Source organism: Nonomuraea sp. LPB2021202275-12-8 (assembly GCF_037044575.1).
GTDB lineage: Bacteria > Actinomycetota > Actinomycetes > Streptosporangiales > Streptosporangiaceae > Nonomuraea.
In genome coordinates, this window is the sequence record NZ_JBAHWD010000037.1 from 37,810 (window position 1) to 49,700 (window position 11,891).

The following is an 11,891-nucleotide window of genomic DNA, read 5'->3' on the forward strand; positions in this document are numbered from 1 at the left end:
CCCTCGGAGTACGCACGTGAAGCTGCATCACCGCCTCGACGGCCCCTCGGACGGGCCGCTGCTCGTGCTCGGCCCGTCGCTGGGCACCACCCTGGACGTCTGGCGCCCCCAGTTGCCGGCGCTGACCGGCTCGTGGCGGGTGCTCAGGTACGACCTTCCCGGCCACGGTGATTCGCCGCCGGGCGAGGAGTTCACGATCGACGACCTCGCGCAGGCCGTGCTGGACCTCGTGGACGAGCCGTCCTTCGCGATCGGCGGGATCTCGGTCGGCGGCGCGATCGCCGCCACGGCGGCGATCAAGGCACCGGAGCGGGTACGCAGCCTCGTCCTGTGCTGTACGTCGGCCCGCTTCGGCGAGCCGGGACCGTGGCTGGGACGGGCGGCGCTGGTGCGGGGCAAGGGGGTGTCAGCGCTCGCCCCGACGCTCGCGGCCCGCTGGTTCACCGAGGGCTACGACGGTCGCTGGGTCCTCGACATGCTGGGACAGGTGGACGCCAGGTCGTACGCGGCCTGCTGCGAGGCACTGGCCGCCTTCGACCTGCGGCCGCGCCTGCCCGAGATCACCGCTCCCACCCTGGTCGTGGCCGGAGCCGACGACCCCGCCACCCCCGTCGAGCACGCGATCACCCTGGCCACCGGCATCCCGGGCGCGCTGCTCGCCTCGGTCCCGGGCGGCTCCCACCTGGCGAGCGTGGAGCGCGCCGACGTGGTGACGCCCGCGATCCTGCGCCACCTCGCTGGCGGCCCGGCCGCCGTACCGCGGGCCGGGGCGGAGGAGCCGGCGGGCGCCGGCCGGGAGGCCGGGATGCGGACCAGGCGGGAGGTCCTCGGTGACGCCCACGTCGATCGCGCCAACGCCGCCACGTCCGACTTCACCCGGGACTTCCAGGACTTCATCACCCGCTACGCCTGGGACGGGATCTGGAACCGCCCCGGCCTGGACCGGCGTACCCGCAGCTGCGTCACCCTCACCGCGCTGGTCGCGGGGGGACACCTCGACGAGCTCGCCATGCACGTGCGAGCGGCTTTACGCAACGGCCTCACCCAGGAGGAGATCAAGGAGGTGCTGCTGCAGAGCGCCGTCTACTGCGGGGTTCCGGCGGCCAATGCCGCCTTCGCCGTGGCCCAGCGCACGCTCGCGGACATCGACCGGGAGGAGTAAAGGGGTTTTTTCATGTTTTAGGGTTTAAAGGTGCGCTTTCAGGATGGATGGGCGAATTCGCCGCTGAGCTGGGTGATGGACACGCTCGGCCACGTTCAGCTCGCCAGGATGACCACCGACCCTGGCCTCGTCGCCGCGGTGGACCAGCATGCAGCGGTGCTGAGGGACACCATCCCGCTCGACTCCGAGACCCTGGGCGACTACGTGCTCGGATTCCTCGACGAGCTGCGCGAGCGGGACTGGGTGTTCGTCGGCGAACTCGACACCGCCGCCCTGCGCCTGACGGCGGCCTGCTGGCTCGCCCGCGAGCTGGGCTTCCTGGGCGGGGAACTCCCCGCCTGACCGCCCGCGGCTCCGTGCGGCCGCGGGCGCGGCCACACGGAGCCCGTGGCTCCCTCGGGATCCCGCCGTTCCGGCCGGTCCGTTCCGGCCGGTCCGTTCCGGCCGGCCCGATCCGGTCAGGCCGGTCCGGCCGGCCGGGCGGGGCCCTCCGGCATGTCCGAACGGGTCGCACCACCCGTGTGGACGGACGACGGCTGCGCCATCTGCTGGGCGTCGCTGCGTCCCCGCTGGTAGGCCTCGGCATGTGCTCTGGCCTGCGGCGCCTCCTGCTCGATCCGGCCCAGCCACCGATCCCAGCGCTGCTGCATCGGCCGTACCAGACCGCCTCCGACGCCGATCGCGACGATGGCGCCCAGCGTGGCGAGCACCGTGATCAGCACCGGGGTCGTGACCGTGGTGGCCACGCCGATCTGGTTGAGCGCCGCGATGATGCCGAGTGCCCAGATGAACACCGCGGCGGCGGTTGCCAGCATGCGGCCGTAGGACAGCCCGCCCAGCGCGCCGGCGAGGATGTCCCTGACGGCCCTGGCCACGAGCCCGGTCACCACGATGATGACGATGGCGACCACGGCCTTCGGCAGCCATGCCACCACGCTGGTCAGCAGCGCCGAGATCGGGTTCGGCCCGAACACGCTGAAGGCGATCTGCAGGGTGATCAGCAGGATCGCATAGTAGACGATCTTGCCGATCAGGCTGCTGGCGTCGTACTGGCTGCGCTGCAGCCACCGCTGCACGCCGCTGCGCTCCACCGCCCGGTCGAAGCCGACCCGTTCGAGAATCTTGTCGACGATCTTCGCCAGCACCTTGGCCACGATCCAGCCGATGATGAGCACGACCAGGAACGCGATCAGTTTCGGGACGAATGTCGCGATCTGTCGCCAGGCATCTGTAATGCCTTGGCCTATGTTGATGTCCACAGTTTCCTCCTCCGAGGAGCCAATGCCAACGCGCTACCCGCTCAGAAGCCCTCTCATGCACAGAGCGTAATCAATGGGGCACATTTTGCATTTTCTGGACGATCGACGTAAAGGCCAGATCTCGGACACTCGCGGTCCCTCGGCTTGGAGGCCGAACGGCGCCCGAGGGGGAGCGGTCGCACCCGGCGCCGGACACCAGAAAAGCCCCAGACTTCCGGCGTCTGCCATAAGTCTGGGGCTCTGTGTGGTGGACGATACTGGGATTGAACCAGTGACCTCTTCCGTGTCAGGGAAGCGCTCTCCCGCTGAGCTAATCGTCCGTATTGAGTTGTGAACTCAGAGCGGAAGACGGGATTCGAACCCGCGACCCTCACCTTGGCAAGGTGATGCTCTACCACTGAGCCACTTCCGCATGGCGCTGTTCTTTACTTTAGCGGATCCCGAAGGGTCCGCGGACCTGCGTCGAGGTGGAGACGGGATTTGAACCCGTGTAGACGGCTTTGCAGGCCGCTGCCTCGCCTCTCGGCCACTCCACCAGGAGTGTGTACTCCGAGCGGAAGACGGGATTCGAACCCGCGACCCTCACCTTGGCAAGGTGATGCTCTACCACTGAGCCACTTCCGCGTGCGGTCCGGCACCGAGCCGGCCACGGGAAAACCATATCGTCTCCACGGAGTGCACGTGTGCACTGATGGCCGGTGAGGCCGAAATCAGTTGATCACGCGTACGTCTTTGGCCCTGACGAACATGACACGGTGGCCGAGTTGGATCTGGTGATAGCGCAGGCTGCCCTTGACCGTGACGTGCTTGGCCGGCTTGAAGGACTTGGCGGAGTGGTAGGTGCCGGTCAGCGTGAGGCCGACAGTGTAGGACTGGCCCGAGCGGATGGTGTAGGGGAGCGGGGTGTGGGGCTGGTAGGCGGCCCCCGTGCCGCGATAGGCGGATTTCTCGGGATAGGCCCGGCCGTACACCTTGACCACCGGCTTGGTCGGAGTGACGAGCGGACCTCGGGCCGGGATGGCGGTGGGTCGTGCGGGCGGGTTGCGGAACCAGGCCTTCTGGCCGAGATACCAGATGGCCGTCCAGTCGCCGCGCCGCTCGGCGACCGCGAACCGCTGGCCGGTCGAGGCGCGGGCGCTGTGGTCGTAGACGCTGTAGGTGCTCGGCTGGCCGACGCGCTTGCCGATGTCGTCGATCAGCGTGGCGCCCTGCCGCGGCTCGGTGCGCAGCCACACCGCCGCGGCGCCGTGCGAGGGGCAGGCCTGGTCGGGTTTGGCGGTCGTGCAGCCGGTGAAGCGCGGCCGGTGCTCGTCGTAGGACGGCCGGATCAGGACCGACGCGCTCTGGCCCGCCTCCGCTGCGGACGCGTCCCACTCGGCGTCCGCCGACGCGTTCTGGAAGATGTGCTCGAACGGCTCCCTCTGCCAGGCGTGCTCGAACGACAGGTCGTCCTCGAAGGTGTCCTGCCAGGCCTTCTTGTGCGCGGCGTGCTGGTCGGCCTTCCCGAACGGCTTGCCCAGCAGGTCGAAGTAGTGGGCCCAGTCCCAGTAGGGGCCGGGGTCCTCGTGCATCCCCGGCACGGTCTCGGGGCTCGTGCCGGGCACGTTGTCGTGGCCGAGGATGTGCGCGCGGTCGAGGGGGATGCTGTGCTTGTTCGCCAGATAGCGGACGAGCTTGGCCGAGGCCCGGTACATCGCCTCGGTGTACCAGGTGCCGCCCTTGGCGAGGTAGCCCTCGTGCTCGATGCCGATCGAGCGGCTGTTGACATCCCAGTTGCCCGCATGCCAGGCGATGTCCTTGCTCTGCACGTGCTGGGCGACATGTCCGTCGCTGGAGCGGATGGTGTAGTGCCAGCTCACATACTTCGGGTTCTTCACCAGCGACGGGATGCCCTGATAGGACCCCTCGACGTCGTGGATGACGATGTAGTCGATCCGCCGGGCGCGGTCCAGGCGGTCGTGGTTGCCGTAGTCCTTCTTGCCGGTCCGCTTGTACGCCGCGGGCATCCACTCGCAGGCCAGCGAGTCCGGGCACTCGGCGGAGCCCGCCGCCATCCGCAGCGGGGCGGGTGAGCGCAGGCTGGGATCGGCCGGCAGCCGCACCACGGAGCCGTCGTCCGTGCGGCGCGTGACTCCGGCCCGCATCACCGACAGCACCTCGTCGGCGAAGTCCCGCGAGCCCGCGTAGCGGACGATCGCGCCGTACCACTGGGCCGGGTCGGCGCTGGGCCGCTCCTGGTAGGAGGCGAGCAACGCGGCGCCGCCTCTGATGTTCGCGGCCGGATCGGTGCGCAACCGCGCGGCACCGAGTCCCGTCAGCCGCCCGGCCTCGCGCACCGTCGCGTCCCCGGGAGCATCGCCGGCGACGGGCGCCGCCTCGCCGGCGGTGTGAGCGTCCGAGCCTCGCGGGATCGGCCGTGCGCTGTCGCCGCGGCCGTCACCGTGCGCGTGGCCGCTCTCCGCCTCCGCGGCCCGGTCCGCGAGATCCACGAGGTGCATCGGCCCGTAGCCGCCCGCCGTGCTCGGCTCCCCGGCGTGCGCGTCCCACCGCGACTGCAGGTAGGAGACGCCGAGCAGCACGCTCTCCGGCACCCCGTACTCACCGGCCGCCTCGGCGAAGTCGCCCTGGCGCTCCGCCTGCTGTCCAGGTACGGCCAGGACGCCGGCGGTGGCGGCGAGCGCGACCCACAGCAGCATGACAACCCCCACGTAAATGGCATCAGATGAACACTCACCGTAACCATTCCCAGAAAGGGGCGTGTCAGACGGGACGGGTGTTACACATGAGACCAGCCGAGTCCACGCCAAACTTCACACCTTCTCGTGGTGCTTCACCCAGTTTGGCGGGGGTATGCCGCTGTGGCTCATGGGATGACGATGGCGGCCCGGGGAAGTGCTTTAGGGCTATTCCTTGCCCGATATCGGGCAGAAACTTGGCGTGACTCGTTCGATCTGCGTAATGTCCTCGTCTGTGTCCACGGCACGGCATCCCTACGAGGACCTCATCGCCCACCTGACCAGAACCAGCCCCCTGGGGCCAGGCGAGGCGGCGCGCGTGGTGGCCGACGTGCTGTCGTACTTCTCCGAGTCGACCGAGGAGTTCGTACGGCGGCGCCACGGCGAGCTGCAGGCTCGCGGCCTCACCAACGACGAGATCTTCCCCAGGGTCGCTGCGGAGCTGCGGGGCCGCCGGGTCGCGGCGCCGGAGCTGTCACTGCGGCAGCTGCGCCGGATCGTCTACGGATAGGAGAGCTCGGATGTGCGGAATCGTGGCGTATGTGGGGCCCAAGGACGCGGCTCCCATCCTGCTCGAAGGGCTGCAGCGGCTTGAGTACCGCGGTTACGACTCCGCCGGGGTCGTCGTCTCCAACAAGGGCCTCAAGGTGCGCAAGGTCAAGGGCAGGGTGGCCGACCTGGCCAAGGTGGTGCCGGCCCGGTTCAAGGGGGCCCTCGGCATCGGCCACACCCGGTGGGCCACGCACGGTGTGCCCAGCGACGTGAACGCGCATCCGCACCTGTCCGCCGACGAGCGCGTCGCGGTCGTGCACAACGGCATCATCGAGAACGCCGACGAGCTGCGCGCCAAGCTGATCGCCGACGGCGTGACGTTCCTGTCGGAGACCGACACCGAGGTCCTCGCCCACCTGATCGCCCGTGCCGTCGACGAGAACGACTCGCTGGAGGAGGCCGTCAGAAAGTCGCTCAAGAGCGTCGTCGGCACGTACGGCATCGCGGTGATCGACGCGGAGCGGCCGGGTGAGGTGGTCGTGGCCCGCAACGGCAGCCCGATCGTGCTCGGCATCGGCGAGAAGGAGATGTTCGCGGCCTCGGACGTGGCCGCTCTCGTCCGCTACACCCGCCAGGTGGTCCACCTGGAGGACGGCGAGCTGGCCGTGCTGCGCGCCGACGGCTTCCACACGTTCTCCAGCGACGCCCGCGAGACGGCCAAGGAGCCGCTCACCGTCGACTGGGACGCCGGCCACTACGACACCGGCGGCTACGAGCACTATCTGCTCAAGGAGATCTCCGAGCAGCCGGACACCGTCGCCCGCACCATGAGCGGCCGCCTGGACGAGCGCTTCAACGTCGCCCACCTGGGCGGGCTGAACATGGACGCCCGCGAGACCCGCTCCTTCCGCCGGGTGAAGATCATCGGCTGTGGTTCGGCCTACTACGCCGGCCAGATCGGCGCGCAGCTCATCGAGGAGCTGGCCCGCATCCCGGCCGACGCCGAGCCCGCCAGCGAGTTCCGCTACCGCAACCCGGTCGTCGACCAGAACACCCTCTACGTCGCCATCAGCCAGTCCGGCGAGACCTACGACACCCTGGCCGCCGTACAGGAGCTCAAGCGCAAGGGCGGCCGGGTCATCGGCATCGTCAACGCGGTCGGCAGCGCCATCGCCCGCGAGGTCGACGGCGGCGTCTACCTGCACGCGGGGCCGGAGGTGTCGGTGGCGTCCACCAAGGCGTTCACCTCGACCGCGGTGGCGTTCGCGCTGCTCGCGCTGCACCTGGGCCGGGTGCGCGACCTGTCGCCCGCCGACGGCCGGCGCATCTGCGAGGGGCTGCGCAGGCTGCCCGACCAGATCGGCGAGATCCTCATGCAGGGCGACAAGATCGCCGAGCTGGCGCGGAAGTACGCCGGGCACGCCAGCATGATGTTCGTGGGCCGGGTGCGCGGCTATCCGGTGGCCCGTGAGGGCGCGCAGAAGCTCAAGGAGATCTCCTACGTACACGCCGAGGCCTACCCGGCCAGCGAGCTCAAGCACGGCCCGCTCGCGCTGATCGGCCCGGAGATCCCGACGGTGGCGATCGTCCCGGACGACGAGCTGCTCGACAAGAACCTCACCACGCTCGGCGAGATCCGCGCCCGGGGCGGCAACGTCCTGATGGTCGGGCACCGCGAGCCGGACGCCAAGCTGGCCGACGACGCCATCGTGGTGCCGAAGAACGAGATCGAGCTGGACCCGATCCTGCTGACGATCCCGCTGCAGCTCCTGGCCTACCACGCGGCGGTCGCGCTCGGCCGCGACGTGGACAAGCCGCGCAACCTGGCCAAGAGCGTCACGGTCGAATAGGCGCCGAACGCCGGTAAGACAATGCTTACCGTTCGGATGGGTCATAGTCGGAATCGGCCCCGTGACCCTCTTGACAGCGAGCCCATAGTGTCGGGAGTGTGCCCCAGTTCGACCCACACACTCCCAATCTCGCCCGTATGTACGACTACCTCCTCGGCGGCAAGGACAACTTCGCGGTCGATCGCGAGGCCATCGACAGGCTGACGGATCTGATCCCGGAGGCCCTGCCGCTGGCCCGCGCCAACCGCGGCTTCCTCCAGCGCGCGGTCCGCTACGTCGCCGAGGCCGGGGTCGACCAGTTCCTTCACCTGGGCAGCGGCCTGCCGACCCAGGGCAACGTGCACGAGGTGGTGCCGGACGCCCTGGTCGTCTACGTCGACCAGGATCCGATCGTGGCCGCGCACGCTCGTGCGCTGCTGGAGGGGGAGGACAGAGCGGTCTTCGTGGAGGCCGACCTGCTCGACCCCGACGAGGTGCTGGCCACGGCCTCCGGATTCCTCGACCTGGACGAGCCGGTCGCCGTGCTGATGGTGTCGATGCTCCACTTCGTCCCGGACGGCCGCGATCCGCATGGCATGGTCGCCGGACTGCGCGAGGCGGTGGCGCCCGGCAGCTACCTTGCGCTCACCCACGCCACCTCGACCAGCAGGCAGGAGAACGAGGAGGGCTCGTCCACCGGCGCCGACCGCAGCCCGGAGGAGATCCGCGCCTTCTTCGGCGACTTCGAGCTGGTGCCGCCGGGCCTGGTGCAGGCGGCCGAGTGGCGCCCGGACCGGCCCCGGCTGGTGGGCGGCGCGCCGCTGCCCTCGTACGTGCTGGCGGGGCTGGCGAGGAAGCCGTAGCCCCATGTCGGGACTTTTCGCGATCACAAGGGACCGCGACCCGGATGTGTAACTCTGCGTAATGTGTCAATAACCTGAGGTAGAGCTCGGGGGAGGCACGTCATGCGGCGAAGGCGGTTTCTCGCGGTGGGACTGGGGGTGGCCGGCTGCCTGGCCGGTTGCGGCACCGAGCAGCACCCGCCCGGCCGGGCGGGCATGCGGGGACCGTACTCGATCCTGCCGGGAGGAGAGCGGTGGCGGCAGGTCACCCGGGCGTTCAGCAAGGCGATGCACAAGGTCGGCGTCCCGGTTGCCACGCGTGGGCCGGCCGTCCGGATCACCGTCACCGGGCTGCCCGCGCTCGCCGCGGCCGAGCTCAACAACGGGCACCCGCTGGCCGAGACCGCGACGCCGCTGGCCAGGCTGGCGGGCGAGGTGGAGGTCGTGCTCGTGCCCGGCGACTCCCGTTTCAAGACCTTCGAGGACTTCGGCGCCCACCTGCGTGCCAAGCCGGGTGAGACGCCGCTGGCCGGAGGGCCGCAGGGGGAACCCGACCACCTGTTGTTCGGGCTGATCGCCAAAGGGGTCGGCGCCGACACCCGGCAGGTCGACTACACCGGCTACCCGAGCAGCGTCGAGGCCGGAACCGCGCTGTTCGGCGGCCGGGCCGCGGCCGCCGCCGGCACGCTCGCCGACTGGCGCGCGCACATCGAACGGGGGCGCGTCAGGGTGCTCGCCGTCTCCTGCGCCAAGCGCTTCCCCGGGGTCGACGCGCCGAGCCTGCTGGAGAGCGGGGTCCGGGTCGACTTCGCCAACTGGTGCGCCGCGGTCGGGCCGGCAGGCATGGCGGATGACGTCCGCGCCTCGGCCGTCCGCATGTGCGAGGAGGTGACGGGGTCGACGGCCTGGCAGCAGGCGTGCCGTGCCGGAGGGTGGGCGCCGATCCCGCTGGCGGGCGAGCAGTTCGAGCAGTGGCTGGCCTCCGAGGTGCGGCGGACCCAGGCCGTGATGCGCGACCTCGGACTGCGAGAAGCGGCCGGAGGCACAACATGCTGGGGTAGTTGCGGACACGGCCACTAGATGTAGGATCCTGCTCGTCGCTGGTTCGCCTCCTTGAGGCGGAGCAAAAGGGAACCCGGTGCGATTCCGGGGCTGCCCCGCAGCGGTGAGCGGGAACGACCGCCGTCACACGCACTGGAGAGATCTGGGAAGCGACGGCCACTAGGACCGCGCCGGATCTCCGGCCGGGCGCCCGCAAGCCCGAAGACCTGCCGGCGATGGGATTGTCCAGGGCCTCGAGGGAGGGCCCGGGGGCGTCGCGGCCGGGGATCTGAGACGAGCCGCCGTGCTCTCGCGTGCCCTCACGGGGATGAGCTCGCGAGGAGAGAGCACATGACGCAGATCGTTGAGGGTGACCGGCGGCTGGCCATCGAGGAGGCAGCCGCGCGGGTTATCGCCGACCCGGCCAACTCGCGGGTGGCCGCCAGGCTGCTGGCTGAGGAGATCGCCGACGAGGCCGCCGGGCACGGGGTGCGCTCGTTCTCCGAGTCGGTGGCCGCCACCCACGCGGCCGAGCTGGTCCAGGACTCGCTGGCGGCGTTCGTCGCGGCCAACGCCGCCGAGCTGGACGCGCTGATCTCGGACGAGGCCGACGATCGCTTCGAGTATTTCGGGCTGCGCACGGTCTACGACCGCTACCTGCTGCGCCACCCGGTCACCCGGGCGGTGCTGGAGCGGCCACAGCACTTCTTCCTGCGGGTGGCGTGCGGGCTGTCGGCGACGGTCGCCGAGGCCGCCGAGCTCTACAGCCTGATGTCCACCCTTTCCTACCTGCCGAGCTCGCCGACGTTGTTCAACTCGGGCTCGCGCCGGCCCCAGCTCTCCTCCTGCTTCCTCCTTGACTCGCCCCGCGACGACCTGGAGGGGATCTACGACAGGTACGGCCAGGTCGCCCGGCTCTCCAAGTACGCCGGGGGCATCGGCATCTCCTGGACCCGGGTGCGCTCGCGCGGCTCGCTGATCAGGGGTACCAACGGGCACTCCAACGGCATCGTGCCGTGGCTGCGCACCCTGGACTCCTCGGTGGCGGCGGTCAACCAGGGCGGCCGCCGCAAGGGCGCGGCCTGCGTCTACCTGGAGACCTGGCACGCCGACATCGAGGAGTTCCTGGAACTGCGGGACAACACCGGCGAGGACGCCCGCCGCACCCACAACCTCAACCTGGCGAACTGGGTGCCGGACGAGTTCATGCGCCGGGTGGAGGCGGACGAGGTCTGGTCGCTGTTCGACCCGAAGCAGGTCCCCGACCTCACCGACCTGTACGGCGAGGCGTTCACCCGCGCCTACCGGGCCTACGAGGCCGAGGGGCGATCCGTCCGCCAGATCCCCGCCAGGACCCTGTACGGCCGGATGATGCGCACCCTGGCGCAGACCGGCAACGGCTGGATGACCTTCAAGGACGCGGCCAACCGCACCTCCAACCAGACGGCCCGCCCCGAGAACGTCATCCACCTGTCGAACCTGTGCACCGAGATCCTCGAGGTCACCAGCGACACAGAGACCGCGGTGTGCAACCTCGGCTCCATCAACCTGGCCGCCCACCTGCTCGACCGGGACGGGATCGACTTCGACAGGCTGCGCCGGACCGCCCGTACGGCCGTGCGCTTCCTCGACGCCACGATCGACCTCGGCTTCTACCCGACCCCCGAGGCCGAGGCGGCCAACAAGCGGTGGCGGCCGATCGGGCTGGGCGTCATGGGGCTGGCGGACGTGTTCTTCGCGCTCAGGCTGCCGTTCGACTCGCCCGAGGCGCTCGCGCTGTCGACCCGCATCGCCGAGGAGATCGCGCTCGCCGCCTACGACACCTCCGCCGACCTGGCCGTCGAGCGCGGCCGGCACCCGTCGTACGGCGACACCCGCGCCGCCGGGGGAGTGCTGCACCCCGACCACTACGGCGTCGCCGCGTCGCCGCGCTGGGACGCGCTGCGTGCCAAGGTCGCCACCACCGGCCTGCGCAACTCGCTCATGATCGCCATCGCCCCGACGGCCACGATCGCCTCCATCGCCGGCTGCTACGAGTGCATCGAGCCGCAGGTGTCCAACGTGTTCAAGCGCGAGACCCTCTCCGGCGAGTTCCTCCAGGTCAACCGCTATCTGGTCGCTGACCTCCAGGCCCGCGGCCAGTGGACCCAGCAGGTGCGCGACGACCTCAAGCGTGCCGACGGCTCGGTGCAGAACGTGCCCGGCGTCCCCGAGGACCTCAAGACGCTCTACCGCACGGCCTGGGAACTGCCGCAGAAGGCCCTCATCGACCTGGCGGCCGCGCGGCAGCCGTACATCGACCAGTCGCAGTCGCTCAACCTCTTCATGGCCAGCCCGACCATCGGCAAGCTGTCGTCGATGTACGCCTACGCGTGGAAGAGCGGCCTGAAGACCACTTACTACCTGCGTTCCCGGCCTGCCACCCGCATCGCGCAGACCACAGTCCAGCAGGCGGTGCCGGTCCAGGCCGCCGCCGAGGCGGTCGCCTGCTCCCTGGAGAACCCGGAAATCTGCGAAGCCTGCCAGTAACT

At 70.1% G+C, this 11,891-nt stretch carries 9 protein-coding genes, 4 tRNA genes and 1 riboswitch; of the genes, 7 read left to right on the forward strand and 6 right to left on the reverse strand.

All coding sequences use genetic code 11. The annotated features are described in order from the left end of the window. Positions 1-16: 16 nt before the first annotated feature. Together pcaDC and V5E28_RS40725 are read left to right on the forward strand one after the other, a co-directional pair. Positions 17-1,162 (forward strand): bifunctional 3-oxoadipate enol-lactonase/4-carboxymuconolactone decarboxylase PcaDC, encoded by a 1,146-nt coding sequence (gene pcaDC / locus V5E28_RS40720; RefSeq protein WP_336215163.1) that lies wholly within the window; start codon positions 17-19, stop codon positions 1,160-1,162. A gap of 30 nt (positions 1,163-1,192) precedes the next feature. Beyond that, positions 1,193-1,504, forward strand: coding sequence for a DUF6401 family natural product biosynthesis protein (locus V5E28_RS40725; protein ID WP_336215165.1), 312 nt, complete (start codon positions 1,193-1,195; stop codon positions 1,502-1,504). Between the two features lie 116 nt (positions 1,505-1,620). Here V5E28_RS40725 and V5E28_RS40730 read toward each other — a convergent pair whose 3' ends face one another. The 6 genes from V5E28_RS40730 to V5E28_RS40755 all read right to left on the reverse strand — a co-directional run bounded on the left by V5E28_RS40730 (position 1,621) and on the right by V5E28_RS40755 (position 5,117). After that, positions 1,621-2,415 carry a mechanosensitive ion channel family protein gene (locus V5E28_RS40730; RefSeq protein WP_336215225.1) on the reverse strand — a complete coding sequence of 265 codons (795 nt, stop codon included), beginning with the start codon at positions 2,413-2,415 and terminating at the stop codon, positions 1,621-1,623. A 251-nt stretch (positions 2,416-2,666) separates the two neighbouring features. After that, positions 2,667-2,741: transfer RNA gene (locus V5E28_RS40735), tRNA-Val, on the reverse strand. A gap of 20 nt (positions 2,742-2,761) precedes the next feature. After that, a tRNA-Gly gene (locus tag V5E28_RS40740) sits at positions 2,762-2,833 on the reverse strand. A gap of 53 nt (positions 2,834-2,886) precedes the next feature. Further along, a tRNA-Cys gene (locus V5E28_RS40745) sits at positions 2,887-2,957 on the reverse strand. 16 nt (positions 2,958-2,973) lie between these two features. After that, positions 2,974-3,045: transfer RNA gene (locus V5E28_RS40750), tRNA-Gly, on the reverse strand. Positions 3,046-3,131: 86 nt separating this feature from the next. Next, positions 3,132-5,117, reverse strand: a complete 1,986-nt coding sequence (locus V5E28_RS40755; RefSeq protein ID WP_336215166.1) for an N-acetylmuramoyl-L-alanine amidase — start codon at positions 5,115-5,117, stop codon at positions 3,132-3,134. Positions 5,118-5,379: 262 nt separating this feature from the next. Here V5E28_RS40755 and V5E28_RS40760 point away from each other — a divergent pair, with 262 nt between their 5' ends. The 5 genes from V5E28_RS40760 (at position 5,380) to V5E28_RS40780 (ending at position 11,889) form a co-directional block, all read left to right on the forward strand. Then, entirely contained in the window at positions 5,380-5,667 is a 288-nt protein-coding gene (locus V5E28_RS40760; RefSeq protein WP_336215167.1) for a hypothetical protein, read from the forward strand. Between the two features lie 10 nt (positions 5,668-5,677). Further along, positions 5,678-7,498, forward strand: coding sequence for a glutamine--fructose-6-phosphate transaminase (isomerizing) (gene glmS, locus V5E28_RS40765; RefSeq protein WP_336215168.1), 1,821 nt, complete (start codon positions 5,678-5,680; stop codon positions 7,496-7,498). A gap of 98 nt (positions 7,499-7,596) precedes the next feature. Further along, the gene (locus V5E28_RS40770; protein ID WP_336215169.1) at positions 7,597-8,340 is read left to right on the forward strand and encodes an SAM-dependent methyltransferase; all 744 of its coding nucleotides are present in this window, start codon (positions 7,597-7,599) and stop codon (positions 8,338-8,340) included. A 102-nt stretch (positions 8,341-8,442) separates the two neighbouring features. After that, the gene (locus tag V5E28_RS40775) at positions 8,443-9,399 is read left to right on the forward strand and encodes a tripartite tricarboxylate transporter substrate-binding protein (RefSeq protein ID WP_336215171.1); all 957 of its coding nucleotides are present in this window, start codon (positions 8,443-8,445) and stop codon (positions 9,397-9,399) included. Between the two features lie 4 nt (positions 9,400-9,403). Further along, positions 9,404-9,609, forward strand: a riboswitch (cobalamin riboswitch). Between the two features lie 102 nt (positions 9,610-9,711). After that, positions 9,712-11,889, forward strand: coding sequence for a ribonucleoside-diphosphate reductase subunit alpha (locus V5E28_RS40780; RefSeq protein WP_336215173.1), 2,178 nt, complete (start codon positions 9,712-9,714; stop codon positions 11,887-11,889). Positions 11,890-11,891: the final 2 nt, after the last annotated feature.

Coding starts and splice junctions, on each gene's coding strand:
- V5E28_RS40760 (WP_336215167.1), top strand. CDS start 5,380: ATGTCCTCGTCTGTGTCCACGGCACGGCATCCCTACGAGGACCTCATC.
- V5E28_RS40755 (WP_336215166.1), bottom strand. CDS start 5,117: ATGCTGCTGTGGGTCGCGCTCGCCGCCACCGCCGGCGTCCTGGCCGTA.
- V5E28_RS40775 (WP_336215171.1), top strand. CDS start 8,443: ATGCGGCGAAGGCGGTTTCTCGCGGTGGGACTGGGGGTGGCCGGCTGC.
- V5E28_RS40780 (WP_336215173.1), top strand. CDS start 9,712: ATGACGCAGATCGTTGAGGGTGACCGGCGGCTGGCCATCGAGGAGGCA.
- glmS (WP_336215168.1), top strand. CDS start 5,678: ATGTGCGGAATCGTGGCGTATGTGGGGCCCAAGGACGCGGCTCCCATC.